Source organism: Agrobacterium tumefaciens (genome assembly GCF_009649785.1).
GTDB lineage: Bacteria > Pseudomonadota > Alphaproteobacteria > Rhizobiales > Rhizobiaceae > Agrobacterium > Agrobacterium tumefaciens.
The window spans coordinates 172,354-188,267 of record NZ_WJOK01000004.1; the positions used below are offsets into that span (position 1 = coordinate 172,354).

Genomic DNA, 15,914 nt, shown 5'->3' on the forward strand with positions numbered 1-15,914 from the left:
TGTCATCGTCCCACAGCATAGGCCTGCATCAGTCGCGGGGTTGCGGCGGCCCGCAGCAGGCCATCGGCATCCCGCTTTGCGGCAGTCAGGCGCCCCACCGACCACGCATCGGCAACGGTGACCTTGTGTCCGCGGCGGCGAAGCTCCTGCAGCGTCATATCACCCACGGTGCTTTCCACCATGATCTCGCCCGGCGAACTGGTGCGCGGATAAAACGAGCCCGGAAAATGCGAGGTATGGAACAGCGGCATGTCGATGGCCGCCTGCAGGTTCTTGCCGTGATGCGCATAACGCAGGAAGAAGGGCAGCTGCCACTGATCCTGCTGATCGCCGCCCGGAGTACCGAACACCATGGAAGGGCGTCCCTGATGCAGCGCGAGCGAGGGTGTCAACGTGGTGCGCGGGCGTTTTCCAGGTGCGAGCGAGGTCGGCAGGCCTTCCTTCAACCAGAACATCTGGGCGCGGGAATTAAGCGCAAAGCCCAGTCCCGGAACGATTGGCGATGATTGCAGCCAGCCGCCGGAGGGCGTGGTTGAGACCATGTTGCCCCAGCGGTCTATGACATCGATATGCACGGTATCGCCGCGTTTTTCGGTAAGATGCGACATGGTGGGCTCGTAGACGGTGCCCTTGCCGCTCATTTCGGCGAGCATGGCCATGGTGGCGTCCACCTGCTTCTCGTAACCCGGCACGATGCCGGGACGCAGATCGAGCGATGCCTCTGTGCCGATCAGTTTACGACGCCCGGCATTGTAGCCTTCAGAGAGAAGATATTCCGTCGGAATCTGGCCGAAATCAGGATCGCCGTAATAGACCTCACGGTCGGCAAAGGCGAGCTTCATGGCCTCAACGATGGTGTGGATGAAATCGGGGCCGGACGGGTCCATGGCCGCAAGATCGAAGCCTTTCAACAGGGCGAGCGACTGCAACAAAACCGGTCCCTGCCCCCAGGCAGGCGTCTTTGCAATCGTCCAGTCATGATAATCAAGCGTCTGCGGCGCTTCGATGGTCGCGCTCCAGTCCGCCATATCCTGCGCCGTCAGCACGCCCTTGTGCTTGGTGCCGCTTGCATCCATGACTTCAGCGGTCTTGACGTAAGTGTCGATGGCTTCCGCTACGAAACCCCGATAGAAAGCGTCGCGTGCGGCTTCAATCTGGTTTTCGCGACCCGAACGCGCTTCGGATTCAGTGACGATCCGCTTGTAGGTTTCCGCAAGTACAGGATTCCTGAAAAGGGCGTGCGGCTCGGGTGCGGCACCACCCGGCAGCCAGGTCTCGTAGGATGTCGGCCATTCCTTCTCGAAGAATTCCGCCAGCCCCTTGATGGTGGCGGAAACGCGCGGCAGAGTCGGATGTCCGTATTCGGCATAATAGATGGCTGGTTCCAGCACCTCGCGCACGCTCATCGTGCCGTAGTCGCGCAGCATCAACATCCAGCCATCGAAGGCTCCGGGAATGACGGTTGCAAGCAGACCATCGCCGGGGATCAGCTTAAGCCCCTCCGAGGTATAGTGCTCGATGGTAGCGCCACTCGGAGCAGGCCCCTGCGCGCAGATGACTTCGACCTTGTCCTTCTTCTTTGAATAAAAGACGGCAGGCATGTCGCCGCCGGGGCCACAGAGATGCGGTTCGACGATCTGCAGCACGAAGCCGGCGGCAACCGCTGCGTCGAAGGCGTTACCTCCCTTTTCGAGGATTGCCATGCCCACGGCCGATGCGATCCAGTGCGTCGAGGTGACGACGCCGAATGTGCCAAGGATCTCGGGGCGTGTGGTAAATTCGGTCATTCAGTCAGTTCCTTATGAGAAATCATGCTTCGCGCGGATCGAGCGCATCACGCAGGCCATCGCCCAGGAGATTGAAGCCTATGACGACGAGGAAAATTGCAATCCCGGGCCACATCGTCATCCACGGCGCTTGGCTCAGAAAGTTCTTAGCGGTGTTCAGCATGGAACCCCACGACGGCGCCGGTGCCTGCTGGCCAAGGCCGAGGAAGGAAAGGCTCGCTTCCGCAATGATGGCCGTCGCAACCGTCAAGGTTGCCTGCACGATGATGGGAGCAAAGACATTTGGCAGGATGTATCGTGTCATGATGTCGAAGTGGTTGAGGCCAATCGACCTTGCCCCCTCGACATAATCTTCCATCTTGACCGCCAGCACCTGACCACGGGTCAACCGAACGAAAATCGGCATGGCGGAAAGCCCGATGGCGATCATCGCATTGGTAAGGCTCGGGCCAAGGAAGGCCGCAAGGGCAATAGCCATGATGAGGAACGGCATAGCCAGCAGCGCTTCGGTGATGCGCGAGATGACCATATCCACCCAGCCACCGAAATAACCGGCGATCAACCCGAAGGGCACGCCGATGACCACCGCAATCATGACGGAGACAACACCCGCCATCAGCGAGGCGCGCGCGCCATAAATCATGCGCGAAAGGATATCACGGCCAAGATCGTCGGTGCCAAGCCAGTGGGCGGCGGACGGCGCCTTGCGGATGGCCGACCAGCTGGTCGCAATAGGGTCAGCAATCGGCAGGATCGGTGCTGCAACGGCAAGTACCGTGAAGAAAAGCACGATAATCAGACCGGCGAGCGCCGATTTGTTGCGCTTCATTTTCTTCCAGGCGCGGCTTTCCTGCCGCGGCACCGGTACGGACAGGTTTTGATCGAGAGCGGTCATGATATCAGGCCTCAGATCGTCGCCCTGAGGCGAGGGTTAAGCAGGACATAGGCAATGTCCGCCAGCAGGTTCATGAGGATGAAGCCGACCGCGGTGCAGAGCACGATGCCCTGGACGACGGCGTAATCGCGGGTGAAGACCGCATCGACGGTCATCTTGCCGAAGCCGGGAATGGTGAATATCTGCTCCGTCAGAACCGCACCGGCCAGCAACTCACCGAAAAGCAGTGCCAACAGCGTGATGACGGGCAGAAGCGCGTTGCGAAAACTGTGAGACAGGATGATCTCGCGCGGCGAAAGCCCCTTGGCGCGGGCGGTGCGGATATAGTCTGAACTCAAAACCGCAACCATTGCCGAACGCGTGTGGCGCATCAACGTTGCCGCAAGCGCATTGCCGAGCACGAAGGCGGGCATGATCATCGTCTCGATGGAGCGAACGGGGTCGACGAATATCGATTCATATCCGGATGCCGGCAGCCAGCCGAGCTTCACTGAAACCAGCAGGATCAGCATGATACCGAGCCAGAAATTCGGGATCGACAGGCCGGAAAGCGCCACGATATTGGCGGTGTAGTCGATCCATGTGTTTTTCTTGACGGCGGCCAGAATGCCGATCGGAATACCGATGACCATCGCAAAGAACATCGCCATCACAGCCAGCTGAATGGTGACCGGCAGCTTCTGGCCGATCAGTTCCAGCACCGGCTGGTTGGTCCTCAGCGAAATACCGAAATCGCCGGTCACCACGCCGCCCAGCCAGTTGATGTACTGGAGCGGTACCGGGTCGTTCAGGCGATACTTCTCCCGCAGGAATTCAATCGTCGCCGGATCACGCTCCTCACCCGCCATGGCGAGAACCGGATCACCCGGCAACAGTTTCTGCAGCGAGAAGACGAAGATGGAGATGATCAAAAGCGTCGGGATCGCGACCAGCAGTCGCTTGCCGATATAGACAGGCATGGCATTGCCCCCGTTCGTGCACGTTCTGGAGGGCCGCACGGCAAGCCGTGCGGCGGATTTGAAGCGCTTAGTCCTTGCTGACGCCGAGAAGGCGGATCATGCCATCAGGCGAAGGCTCCCAGCCCTTGACCTTCTTGGAGATGGCATAGGCATAGGGCTGATGGCCGAGATAGATGATCGGCATGTCGTCGTTTAGGATGACGCTTGCCGCATCGTATTTCTCCTTGCGGACCGCATCTTCAGTCGAGGCGCGTGCTTCGTTCAGCAGCTTGTCGACTTCAGGATTACAATATTTCACATCGTTGATGCCGCCCTTGCAGGTGACGAACTGGTGAAGATTGCCATCGGGATCGATACGACCAGACCAGTCGGAACGGCTGAGTTGATAGTTGCCGGCGGTCTGTTCGGAAAGAAGCGTCGCAAATTCGGTGGCCTTCAGCGTCACGTTGAAGCCAGCCTCCGCCACCATGGACTGGATCACCTGCATCATCTGCGTCTGCGTGGTGTTGTTGGCGTGCTGAAGTTCGATATCGAGCTTCTCGTAGCCAGCCTCCTTCATCAGCTGCTTGGCTTTGTCGATGTCGCGGGGCGGCACCGGCAGGTTCTGGTTGAACCAGGGGCTTGTCGGCGGGAATGACTGATTGCCGGCCTTGGACGTACCCTCAAACACGATCTGGCCGATCGCTTCGCGGTCAATCGCATAGGAGAAGGCCTGACGCAGGCGCTTGTCCTTGCCGAGCGGATTGTCAGCGCGCGCGCCGTTGTTGATGTTGACATACATGGCCATGTAGCCCGGACCGATCACGTCCGCATAGGTCAATTTGGGGTCATTCTTGACGGATTCCGCATCGGACGCCGAGATACGTTCGGCAATGTCGAGATCGCCAGAGCGGAGGTTTGCAAGCTTCACAGTGGTATCGGGAATTGGCAGGTAGACGATCTTGTCGACCTTGATCTTGTCCTTGTCCCAATAATCCGCGAATTTTTCGAGGACGATACGGTCCTGCTGGATGCGCTCGACGAATTTGAACGGTCCGGCGCAAACCGGCTTGGAGCCGAAATTCGCGCCCAGTTCCTTGGCGGCCTTCGGCGCGACGATCATGCCGGCGCGATCTGAAAGCTGGGCAAGCAGCGTGACATCGGGCGTCTTCAGCGTGAACTTGACTTCCAGCGGCCCGGTGGCCTCAACCTTTTCAACCGAGGACAACTCGCTCTTGCGGCGAGATTCCGGAAGGGTCATGTTGCGCTCGATGGTGGCAACGACGGCGGCCGCATCCAGCGTCTCGCCGTCGTGGAACTTCACGCCGTCGCGAATTTTCATCGTCAGCACCTTGCCACCCTCGGACCAGGCCCATTCGGTGGCAAGCTGGGGAACGATCTTCATGTCCTGCGAGATATCCACCAGCTTGTCGCACATGGAGGTGTAGACGATACGGCCGACGAAGGTGCGCGATTGCGCGGGATCAAGCACGTCCGCGTCATCGTTGAGGCCGATGCGCAATTCGGAAGACATGGCTGGTGCGGTCAGAAACGCGCTTGCCAACAGCGCCGCAGTCAGTGTGTAGATTTTCTTCATGTTCGATCCTCTGGTCTGGTTTTCTTTGACTTTTGTCATTGGCCAGCCCCGAAGGACCGGCGGGTTTTCGTCCGCGGCCTATGAGGCCGGAGTAAGCGGATTGTCGGCTTCGTTGATGCTCTTCGCCGCACGGTCTTCCGCAGCGCTCTCCTCCTGAAACCCGAGCGAAGTGGCGCGGATCAATTGTTCCTGATGCATGAGAAGGTGCTGGCGCATCGCCTCTCCGGCACGCGCCGGATCGCGATCGGCAATGGCATCGACGATGGCGACATGCTGTTCGAAAGACGCCTTGCCATTCGTGCCACTGCGCCGGGCGAGTTCGCGTATCGACTGCCAGGCATCGTCCTGGCGAATACGGTTCACGACATCGAAGATCGACAGGAACAGTTTGTTGCCAGCACTCTGGGCTATCTGGCGGTGGAGCGAGCCGTCCCACAATTCCTTGGCATCGGCATCCGTGCTTTCGCCGGTCTTCTTGACGAGCGCGCGCATGCGCTCCACCTCGGCGGGCTTGGCGCGCATGGCTGCAAGCTGCGCCAGTTGCGGTTCGATGCGCAGGCGGACTTCCATGATTTCCATGATATCGGTGCTGGCGACCATTTCGGTCACCTGGGTGGACCAATCGTCCGGCTTTTCACCCACAAATGTTCCGGCCCCCTGGCGACGCCAGATAAGACCCTCGGCCTCCAGAACCTCCAGAGCACGGCGGATTGACCGGCGGCCGACATTGAAGGTCTCGGCAAATGCCCGCTCCGTCGGCAGGCGGCCGTCATTCGCGAGATTCTTCGTCTGAATATACTCGCGAAGCTTTGCCAGAGCGTAGTTTGAATTGTCGTTAGGGTTTGTCGCCAAGCCGCACCATTTGCGTGAACCAATCGAACATTGGTTCATTTGGTGAGAAATTTCGGCAGACGTCAAGCCCATTTTTGAGCCTTGATTACAAGCGCTCAAAATATGGGCATACGCCGATTTTCAGGGTCGGAAATGCATGCTTTCAGGGCAAGGAAGACAATGTCGGCGAGCAAATGAAATACGACCGAAATGCCACCCTTGTCCTGTACGCGTTTACGCCAGCATTGACATCATTCGGAGCTTTTGAGTCCGTTCAAAATCTCGTAAGCCACGGCAACACGATCCTCATTGGGATAGTTTTTATTGGCCAGAATGACGATACCGAGTTTTTGCTCCGGTATGAACGCCACATAGGCGCCGAAACCGTTGGTGGAGCCGGTCTTGTTGATGAAGACATCGCCACGCGGCTTCATCGGCGGCGAAATTTCCGATACCGGCACCGTCTTGAGCAAGGCGCCGGAGTTCGTTTCGATCAGTGTTTTCAGCGCGGCTGGGTAGGCATATTGCTCCCAGATCATATCCTGCGTCATCGCGCCAACCCTGAAATATCCCGTATGAGTGTTGGCGATCGCCTGCTGGAGTTTTCCGTCCAGCTTTTCCAGCCCCATATTCGCATTGACGAAACGGATCATGTCGGTCGCCGTCGATCTGACCCCGTAAGCCTCCGATGAGAGGATGGCTGGCGTCATGCGGGCCGGTTCGCCGGTTCTCTTATAACCCTGCGCATAATCGGCCATCTTTGCCTTGGGCACCACGGTGAAGGTGTTCTTCAATCCAAGCGCCGGAAACAGTACGTCCTGCATAGCGCTGTCATAGCTTTGGCCCATGGCCTTTGCGGTGACGTATCCGAGCATTCCGATGCTGGGATTGGCGTAGGTTCTGTGCGTTCCCGCCTTGTATGCGGGCATCCAGGCCTTGAGATAGGCCAAAAGCTGCGGCTCCGTCTTGACATTGTCCGGCACCTGCAACGGAAAGCCGCCGGCGGTGTGGGTGCCAAGATGCATCAGCGTGACATCGCCAAACGGTTTGCCCTTCATGGAGGGAAGATAGTCTTCGACCTTGCCTGATAGTGACAGTTTGCCCTGCGTCTCCGCATAGGTACTGAGCGTGACCGTGAATGTCTTGCTGATGGAACCCAGCTCGAAAAGCGTATGCGGGGTAACCGGCTGGCCCGTAGTTTTGGACATGACACCGTAGGTGAAGACGTGATTTTCGCCATCGACACTGATACCAACGGCCAGACCCGGAATACCGTTCTTCTCCATCACCGGCTTGATCGCTGCATCTGTTATCGCTTTCAGCCTGGCATCATCAGCGGCAAAAGTCTGCGTGAACAGGCTCGTCGAGATCAATGTGGCCAATGCAATATGTCTGCGATTAAGTTTCATCTTTCGCGTTCTCCAAAACCTCAAGTGGATTTTCGGCGCCTGCGCCGTCCCCAGCGAAAGACGTTTAACCGCCCTACATTGCACGAACAAATCATGATATCTCGGACGAGGCATAACAAAATCTAGGTCTTGAATGGTTCGGCAATTTCTTCCACTGAACGGCTTGAGGGCATTTGAGGCATCAGCGCGGCACCTCAGTTTCACCCGCGCGGCCATAGAACTCTGCGTGACGCAGGCGGCTGTGAGCCAACAGGTGAAGGGCCTCGAAAAACGACTGGGGGTTTCCCTTTTTCAACGGCTTCCAAGAGGCCTGAAAATCACCGCGGAAGGCGAAGCCCTGCTACCGACGGTCACCAGCTCTTTCGACCAGATGGCGATCACGCTCGACAGGATCGAAGCCGGTCAGGTGCGCGAACTGCTGTTTCTGGGCGTCGTGGGAACCTTTGCCGTGGGCTGGCTGCTGCCGCGGCTGAGGGAATTTCAAAAGCGGCACCCGTTCATCGACGTGCGCGTTTCCACCAACAACAACCGCGTGGACATGGCCGCCGAAGGCCTGGATTTCGCCATTCGATTCGGCCAGGGCTCCTGGCATGGCACGGATGCATTCCGGCTTTTCGAGGCGCCCCTTTCGCCTCTCTGTACGCCGAAACTGGCGGAGACATTGAAATCCCCCGCTGATCTCGCGGACACCACGCTGTTGCGCAGCTACAGGTCTGACGAATGGGCCACGTGGTTTGCAGCGGCTGGCGTAACACCGGTGGCGCAGGTGAATGCCGGCATCGTTTTCGATACCTCGCTCGGCATGATGGAGGCCGCATTGCAAGGGCTCGGCGTAGCGCTCGCCCCGCCATCGATGTTCTCGCGGCATCTGGCATCCGGGACTATCGTCCAGCCCTTCCCCGTCACCATATCGCTTGGCAGCTACTGGCTGACGAGGCTGCAATCAAAGCCGCCGACACCAGCCATGCAGGCCTTCTCGGACTGGATGTTTACCAATATAGGTCCTGCGCAAGACGGCCTATGACAGGGCGAGCAGAACGCCACCAATCGCGCAGATGGCCACCACGATCCATGGCGGCGTCTTCCACACCGTCAACAGGATGAAACCCGTCAGCGCAAGTGCAAAATCCTTCGGCATGAATATGGCGCTTGTCCACACCGGATCATAAAGCGCGACCCCGAGAATGCCAACGACGGCGGCATTTGCGCCGCGCATGGCAGCCTGCGCCAGAAGGTGCTTGCGAAAGCCCTCCCAGAAGGGCAGCGCACCGACGAGCAGTAGCATGCCCGGCAAAAAAATCGCGACAAGCGCAATGCCTGCTCCCGCAATACCGTTCGGGTGCGGCCCCACCACAGCGCCGAGGTAGGCCGCGAAGGTGAACAGCGGGCCGGGAACGGCCTGGGTTGCACCGTAACCGGCGATAAACGCATCTTCCGTCACCCAGCCCGTGGAAACCACTGCCGATTGGAGCAACGGCAGCACCACATGGCCGCCACCAAAGACAAGGGCGCCGGCACGATAGAACGCATCGAACAATGAGAGGCCTTGCGAGCCGGCCATCGCCACGAAGACCGGCAGGAAGGCCAGCAGGAGCGCGAAAGTAGCAAGCGCAATGTATCCGACACTTTTCGGCACCCGGAATGCGAGATGAGTAGCCTCCTGCACGGTATCAGTGCGACAGAAGACAAGCCCCGCAATGGCGCCCACGGCAAGCGCCAGAATCTGGCCAAAAGCCCCCGCGACAAACACGACGCAGATGATGCCGACGAGCGCGATGCTGGCACGCTGTCTATCTGGGGCAAGGCTCTTTGCCATGCCCCAGACAGCCTGCGCCACCACGGCGACCGCAACGATCTTGAGGCCATGCAACAGGCCGTTGCCGACAGGTCCTTCTATGGACGCCGCAACCATGGCGAATAGCAAGAGAAGAATGGCGGACGGCAGGGTGAAGGCCGTCCAGGCCGCCAGCGCACCGAGCGGCCCTGCCCGCAGCAACCCAAGTGCAAAACCGACCTGGCTGGAGGCCGGCCCCGGCAAGAACTGGCAGAGCGCCACGAGATCGGCATAACCCGCCTCGTCGATCCATTTGCGCCGCACAACCAGCTCATCGCGAAAATAACCGAGATGGGCGATGGGACCGCCGAAGGAGGTGACCCCGAGCTTCAGGAACGCCGTAAAAACTTCGCCGGGCGTGCCGCTTCGAGGGGTGGCCGCTTCAGTGCGGATGGTTTGCGTTGACGATTTCACGAAAAAGCTCCCTGAGCGTGCAACGGCTGTTCGTCTACACAATGTCCGTATCAAAAACGATATCGATATCAGACACTATTATGACAGGGATATGAAGAGGCGGGAGCGCATCCGGAATGGCCGGGATCGTTCGACGCGCTCCATATCTTCGTTTTTACGTCATTTCGAGCCTCAGACGATCAGTCCCTTCATGGGCCGGATGGCCTCCGAACCGGGAAAGACCGCCTTGTCGAGCATGGCAGCGCTTGCGCCGAGATGATCGACCGCGAGACCCTTGATGATCGCGCGAATATCCGTCGTGGGCGCAAGGTCCCGCCCATCCCGCAACTGCGCGAGCTTGAGGCCGGGCCAATCGGCGATGACACGCCCGCCACGGATGCTGCCGCCGGCGAGAAAGGCCGTTGTTGCCGTTCCGTGGTCAGTTCCTTCCGTACCGTTGATACGGGCGGTACGGCCAAATTCCGTCGCGACCAATATTGCCGTATCCTTCCAGACCGGCCCCAGCTCCTGCTCGAAGGCGGCAAGCGCATTGTCCAGCCCGCTCAACAATTTTGAAAGGCGGTCGACCTCATGGGCATGGGTGTCCCAACCCTCGAAAGCCAGCGCCGCAACGCGCGGCCCTTCCGGGTGCGCAATCAGCCGTGCTGCACCCCGCGCCATCTGCTCCATGCCAACAGGATCACCCGGACCACCGCGCGCCTTGATATCGACGCCGGAGGCGATCCTGCCGGTTTCGATGCCCTCGGCAAGCAATGCCGCCAGCATCGGGTCCGTCTGGCCGTAGAGATCGGCAAGGCGCGGAGCGAGATCGCCATCGGCGGGTTTGAGAACGGATGGCGCCCATCCCAATATCGGTGCCTTGCCGCGAATGACAAGCGGAGCGCTGGCGCCAATGGCAAGGCCGCTCACCCGCTGCCCGGCCGCAGCTGGATTGATGGTTTCACCCGCCGGCAACTGTTCGAGCAGACGGTTCAGCCAACCCGTCTCGACATGGCCGGGGGTCGGAAAACCAGATTCCAGCACATCCTGGCCATCAAAATGCGAACGGTCACGATAACCGGTGGCGCTGGCGTGGACCACCGCTGCCTCGCCCTTCCGGTACAGCCGCTGGAAATTGCGAAGGGATGGATGGAGCGCAAAGAAACCATCCAGCGCGAGGGCTGGATTGTCGCCTTCAGTGCGCATGGCGATCTGTTGCCTTAGCGCCTCATAGTCGGGGTCGCCGACGGGCGGCACGGCGGTCAGCCCGTCGAGCGCGCCGCGCAGGATGATGGTGACGAAACGTGGGTCGCGCCCGCCGGCAGCAAAAGCAAAACGCGGCATGAAGGCCCAGGCAAAAAGCGCGCCGCCTGTGCCAAGAAGAGCGCGGCGGGTTGGGGAAAGATGTTCACACAGCATGGTCAACGCCTCTGGAATTCGGGGGAAAGGAAAGCAATCGTCAGTCCCTGCGGTTTGCTCTCAGCCCGCTGCACGGCCTTTTTCGTCTCCTCGGACAAAAGTGGCCCCAGCCGGTCTGCGACGAAGTCGCGCGGATCGATTGAACCCGCAACCTGATGGGCGAACAGACTGGCGGCATCGATACGCGTCGCCAGCCCCTCGGAAGAACCCCAGCTATCGGTGACATCGGCAAAACCGTTCGGTCCGGAGGGGTTCCACAGCGGCTGTCCCAACGCGTTGAGCACGGAAATTACCTGCTCGGGTTTTGGCACTATTCCACTCGCCCTGATGACGGTCGTCACGAAATCTAACGGGGGTCTGAGCTTGGTCAGCGCCGGGCTCCAAGACTGTTCAGCCTCGATCAGTGCCATATAGGTGGCAGAAAGATCGCCGTGGCTCTTGGTGTAGGCGGCAGCAAGTTTCGCCACCAGTTCCGGTGGTGGATGGTCGCTAACGAAATGCCGTACCAGCTTGTAAGCGAGATGGCTGGCCGTCGCCGGATGATGCGCGAGATCTCGCAGCGCCCGCCGCCCCTGCTCTACCCCCGCTTCACCATAGGTGATGCCCATCACGGCATGGTCGCCGGGTTCATGGTTGTTGGCGTTGAAGGAAAATCGGCCAAGCGGGCCCGGACGCTTCTCGTCGCGATAGACGCTCCAGCCGGTGATGATGCGGGCAAGTGCTGTAACATCGGCCTGACTATAGCCGCCATCCACCCCGAGCGTGTGCAGTTCCATGATTTCGCGCGCGAGGTTTTCGTTGAGCCCGCGCTTGCCATTCCTGTTGGCCTGCGAATTCGGTCCGATCGATTGCTGATTGTCGAGAAAATACAGCATGGCGGGATGGGTCTCGACTGCGACCAGCATATCCTCGAAATTGCCGAAGACATGCGGACGGATCGCCTCACGCTCGAAAGCGCCGGCGAGAATGTGCACATCACCGCCCTTGCCGGTGGCAACCGCGAAGTGGTTGGCCCAGAACATTGCCAACCGCTCGCCAAAACCGATCAGCGGCTGGCGTATCGTGCCGTTGAAGCGGGCGTCCGCCTCCGCAAGCAGTATCTGCTGGGGAAAATAGGGGCGCTTGGTGGCCGGCACGTCCTGCTTCTTGTCCTGTGAAGCACTGGCAGGCGGCACCATGCCCGCATTGTCCATAGCGTTTGCGGCAGTTGCCATTGCCGGCGATGGTGGGCTCATGGCCCCTGCGGTCGCACCTGCGGCGCCGGTGGTGGCCGCGACTGTGAGGACAGCAGGTTTTTCACGCTCGGCCTTGATCTCCTTGTTATACGCCTTCAGCGATATCAGAAGATCGGCGCTGGAATGAAGCTGTGCGCCGACAGGAATTGGTGTGGCGCGTTCGGTAATTTCCAGCCGCAACAGATCGCGCGGGTCGTCTTTGATCGCCTGGATATCGCCTTCACGCGCGCCGAGGCCGAAACGCCACAGACAGAGTGCTGCATCCAATTCCCTGGAATTTGACATGGCCGATACGAACTCCGTTTCGTTATCGACCATTCAACGGGCGCCAGGGCCAAAATCCGTCGCTGTTGAAATGTGATTATTTCGTGGCCGGTTTCGGCGCCTCACGGGCGAGCAAGCCTTCCGCCAACCGGCGCCGCGCCTCTAGCGACAATGTGCGGGCGAACTCCACGGCCTGCATCTCGGTTGCGGCGCGGACCTCATATTCCGCCTTGCGGGCACGCTCAAGCGCTGCGGACAATGCCTCCGGGTCAAGCGTTTCTGCCCCCATCAGGGACGCCGCCTCGATACGCGCCTGGCGCGCCTCGGCGGAGGTTTCCCGCATGGTCCTGCGTGCATCGCTAAGGCTGCGCCGGAAGGCCTCCCTTTCGGTCTTTGGCAATTGTTCGCCCGCAAGCGGCATGCGGGCAGCGGCAGCGGCCGGGTCGTTCCGCAGATAAACGAACCCTGCGCCGGCAAGCGCGCAGACAAGAAACGTATTCGCGACGAGAAGGACAACGACTATCCAGCGGAAATTCTGATCGCTCATTTCGTCTCCTCGGTCATTTCGTTTTCGGTTTGCAGGTTTCCGAACGCGGTCAACGTATCGCCCAATGTCAGGGCGGGCGGTGGCGTGAGGTTGATGACGGCAACCGCTCCCGTCAGCGCACCCGCAAGGCTGATGCCGATCATGCCCGCACCCAGCCCGTACCGGACGATCCATCTGCGTCTGGTGGTCTGCGCCTTTGCCTGCGCCATGATCTTCGCGTTGAGCATGGCCGAAGGGTCGTGAAGACGATATGCCGACAGCGTAAAATCGAGAGGTGCCGCCTGCGCAATCAGGCGCCTGCCGTCTGCCGTCTCCGCATAAGCCATGGCCTCCGGCCGCCGGTCTTCCGGCCAGCGTTGTGGATCGGCACCATAGGCCGCCACAAGATCGGAAAAAACCTTGTTATCCATAAGCGTCTTCTTCGCCCCGTTCATTGGTCGCCCTCATTCAAAATCGCATGGAGTGCCCGGCGGCCACGCGCCAGAAGGCTTTCCAGTGCGTCCACACTGACATGCATGACATCAGCCGCCTCGCGGTTCGACATCTCCTGATAATAGACCAGAACGATCGCCTCCCTTTGTCGCGCGGGTATGGCCTGCAAGGCGCGCGCCACGGCACCGCTCTCGTCACCATCATATGGCAGGGCGGCATCGGGCAGCACACTGCCGTCAATCTGTTCGGGCGGCTCAGCAACCGATATTTCCCGGCGCTTTCGCAACCGGTCGTAACAGAGGTTCAGCGCCACCCGGTGGATCCATGTGTCGAATTTCGCACGCCCCTGCCGCCACGTGCCTGCATGTTTCCATATGCGCAGGAAGGTCTCCTGCGCGATGTCTTCCGCCTCTGCCGGATCACCCAGCATACGCGTGGCAAGCGCCATGATCCTCGGCAGTTTGGCCGTCACCAGAGCCTGCATCGCGCGGACATCTCCCGCAGCGACATCCGCCACCAAATCTGCATCCGGATCGCTTACCATGTATCGGGCTTTGTCTCCGTATTGTCCTGTCGGACACGGGCGAAATCCATGCGGAATGACGGCGGCTTCAGTGAGGATGTCCCGCACCTTGCCACTTTAACGCAGACCCGCGCAAAATCCGTCGCCGATTTCTGGGAAATATTCGCGTGCATTTTACGGCAGACCGCGGCACCGCACGAACACATTGGAACGGCTGTTTCAACCGTCCACAGATACCCCGGCAAGCCTGTCCGGCCCGAACGCTTCAAGCAATCCGCGATAGGGCTTGGCGAGTGGCGTGGCATAGGCGCCGCGCTTGGCGGTCGAAAGCCCCATCGATACCAGCGATTCCGCCTGTTTCACCGCCGCAGCGACGCCATCGATAACAGGCACGCCGAATTCGCTGCGCAGCTCGGCGGTGAGATCCGCCATACCGGCGCAGCCAAGCACGATCGCTTCGGCGCGATCTTGACGCAGGGCCAGTGAAATCTCCTCCCGCAGCCTCTCCCTGGCATTTGATGCCGGATCTTCCAGCGACAGGACGGGAATATCGGCGGCACGCACATTGCAGCGGGCAGACATGCCGTAACGGTGAACGAGATGTTCGAGCGGCAGCCGCGAACGCTCCATCGTCGTAACGATCGTAAACCTCTGCGCGATGAATGCCGTGGCTGAAACCGCCGCTTCGCAAATCCCAATTACGGGTATGTCGGCGAGCGCGCGGGCCGCATCGAGCCCGGTGTCGTCGAAACAGGCGATGACGGCTGCTCTGGCACCAAGCGTCGGCGCCTTGGCAAGCTCGAGCAGCAGGCCGGGTACCGCGAAAACCTCATCGTAATATCCTTCGATGGAGACAGGCCCCATGGAAGAGGTCACTGCCAGGATTTCCGTATCGCAACTGGCCGCCCGCGTCGCCGCGTCGGCGATCGTCGCTGTCATGGATTGCGTCGTATTCGGATTAATGACGAGGATGCGCATGTTCTGTTTTTTCATCAACGCGAATGGCGACGGTTCAGAGTAACGATCAGGCCAAGCGTGGCCGCAATAACCAGGAAGGAGAAAAGGGTAGTGACGGCTCCGAGCGCGTAAAGCACTGGCGTCGTGACGTTGGTGGTCATGCCGTAGATTTCCAGCGGCAGGGTGTTGTAGGTGCCTGACGTCATCAGCGTACGGGCAAATTCGTCATAGGAAAGCGTAAAGCCGAACAGGCCGACGCCTATCAGGCTCGGTGCAATCATCGGCAGCACCACATGGGCAAACGTCTGCCAGGCGGATGCCCCGAGATCGCGGGCGGCTTCTTCATAGGATGGAGAAAAACGGTTGAAAACCGCCAACATGATGAGCACGCCGAATGGCAGCGTCCAGGTCAGATGCGCGCCAAATGCTGATGTATACCATGAAGGTTCCAGCCCAAGTTGTTGGAAAAGAACGCCGATACCGAGTGATATGATGATCGATGGCACCACGAGGCTTGCGACGGAAAGATAGAATAGCGGCGTCGCGCCGATGAATTTGCGCCGGAAAGCGAGACCCGCCAAAAGCGAGACGAGCACCGTGACGACCATGACCATGACGCCAAGCCCGAAGGAACGGCGGAACGAGCCGCCAAAATCGCCGACCGCCTGCTGTTCGAAAAGATTGCCGAACCAGTGCAGCGAAACACCGTTGAGTGGAAAGGTCAGTCCGCCATTCGGCCCCTGAAAGGCCAGGATGAGGATTGCCGACAGCGGGCCGTAGAGGAACAGCACGAAGAGCAGAAAAAAGAAGGCGAGGACATAGAATTCACGGCCGCGTTTTTCCGAATGCATGG

The 15,914-nt window shown here is 59.8% G+C and carries 15 protein-coding genes; 1 reads left to right on the plus strand and 14 read right to left on the minus strand.

All coding sequences use genetic code 11. From position 1 onward, the window contains the following. Nucleotides 1–2: 2 nt before the first annotated feature. The 6 genes from GH784_RS06060 to ampC form a co-directional block, all read right to left on the minus strand. Nucleotides 3–1,787: a gamma-glutamyltransferase family protein gene (locus tag GH784_RS06060; RefSeq protein ID WP_025596001.1), complete on the minus strand. Its 1,785-nt coding sequence runs from the start codon at nucleotides 1,785–1,787 to the stop codon at nucleotides 3–5. A gap of 22 nt (nucleotides 1,788–1,809) precedes the next feature. After that, nucleotides 1,810–2,682 carry an ABC transporter permease gene (locus GH784_RS06065; RefSeq protein WP_013761355.1) on the minus strand — a complete coding sequence of 291 codons (873 nt, stop codon included), beginning with the start codon at nucleotides 2,680–2,682 and terminating at the stop codon, nucleotides 1,810–1,812. Between the two features lie 11 nt (nucleotides 2,683–2,693). After that, nucleotides 2,694–3,641 carry an ABC transporter permease gene (locus tag GH784_RS06070; protein WP_003499573.1) on the minus strand — a complete coding sequence of 316 codons (948 nt, stop codon included), beginning with the start codon at nucleotides 3,639–3,641 and terminating at the stop codon, nucleotides 2,694–2,696. Between the two features lie 67 nt (nucleotides 3,642–3,708). Next, entirely contained in the window at nucleotides 3,709–5,217 is a 1,509-nt protein-coding gene (locus tag GH784_RS06075) for an ABC transporter substrate-binding protein (RefSeq protein ID WP_019566419.1), read from the minus strand. Nucleotides 5,218–5,295: 78 nt separating this feature from the next. Next, a complete protein-coding gene (locus GH784_RS06080; RefSeq protein WP_111828443.1) occupies nucleotides 5,296–6,108 on the minus strand; it encodes a FadR/GntR family transcriptional regulator in 813 nt (270 codons plus the stop codon). A gap of 191 nt (nucleotides 6,109–6,299) precedes the next feature. Next, on the minus strand, nucleotides 6,300–7,457 hold the full coding sequence (gene ampC, locus GH784_RS06085) for a class C beta-lactamase (RefSeq protein WP_111828444.1): 1,158 nt from the start codon (nucleotides 7,455–7,457) through the stop codon (nucleotides 6,300–6,302). Between the two features lie 133 nt (nucleotides 7,458–7,590). Here ampC and GH784_RS06090 point away from each other — a divergent pair, with 133 nt between their 5' ends. After that, nucleotides 7,591–8,481 (plus strand): LysR substrate-binding domain-containing protein, encoded by an 891-nt coding sequence (locus GH784_RS06090; RefSeq protein ID WP_111828445.1) that lies wholly within the window; start codon nucleotides 7,591–7,593, stop codon nucleotides 8,479–8,481. Here the strand turns inward: GH784_RS06090 and chrA are convergent. The 8 genes from chrA to GH784_RS06130 form a co-directional block, all read right to left on the minus strand. Next, complete coding sequence (chrA, locus tag GH784_RS06095) at nucleotides 8,476–9,705, minus strand: chromate efflux transporter (RefSeq protein WP_323131467.1); 1,230 nt, start codon at nucleotides 9,703–9,705, stop codon at nucleotides 8,476–8,478. The two genes, GH784_RS06090 and chrA, sit on opposite strands and share 6 nt — an antisense overlap. Before the next feature lie 171 nt (nucleotides 9,706–9,876). Further along, nucleotides 9,877–11,103: a DUF1501 domain-containing protein gene (locus GH784_RS06100; RefSeq protein ID WP_025595996.1), complete on the minus strand. Its 1,227-nt coding sequence runs from the start codon at nucleotides 11,101–11,103 to the stop codon at nucleotides 9,877–9,879. Nucleotides 11,104–11,105: 2 nt separating this feature from the next. After that, nucleotides 11,106–12,656, minus strand: a complete 1,551-nt coding sequence (locus GH784_RS06105; protein WP_111828447.1) for a DUF1800 domain-containing protein — start codon at nucleotides 12,654–12,656, stop codon at nucleotides 11,106–11,108. Nucleotides 12,657–12,699: 43 nt separating this feature from the next. Then, nucleotides 12,700–13,149: a periplasmic heavy metal sensor gene (locus tag GH784_RS06110; protein ID WP_003517770.1), complete on the minus strand. Its 450-nt coding sequence runs from the start codon at nucleotides 13,147–13,149 to the stop codon at nucleotides 12,700–12,702. Further along, nucleotides 13,146–13,559 carry a hypothetical protein gene (locus GH784_RS06115; RefSeq protein WP_246670449.1) on the minus strand — a complete coding sequence of 138 codons (414 nt, stop codon included), beginning with the start codon at nucleotides 13,557–13,559 and terminating at the stop codon, nucleotides 13,146–13,148. Before GH784_RS06115 ends, GH784_RS06110 begins: the two co-directional genes overlap by 4 nt. A 20-nt stretch (nucleotides 13,560–13,579) precedes the next feature. Continuing rightward, nucleotides 13,580–14,125, minus strand: coding sequence for an RNA polymerase sigma factor (locus GH784_RS06120; protein WP_019566427.1), 546 nt, complete (start codon nucleotides 14,123–14,125; stop codon nucleotides 13,580–13,582). Between the two features lie 198 nt (nucleotides 14,126–14,323). Then, nucleotides 14,324–15,082, minus strand: coding sequence for an aspartate/glutamate racemase family protein (locus GH784_RS06125; RefSeq protein WP_038493729.1), 759 nt, complete (start codon nucleotides 15,080–15,082; stop codon nucleotides 14,324–14,326). 14 nt (nucleotides 15,083–15,096) lie between these two features. After that, nucleotides 15,097–15,912, minus strand: coding sequence for an ABC transporter permease (locus GH784_RS06130; protein ID WP_003517782.1), 816 nt, complete (start codon nucleotides 15,910–15,912; stop codon nucleotides 15,097–15,099). Nucleotides 15,913–15,914 lie beyond the last annotated feature (2 nt).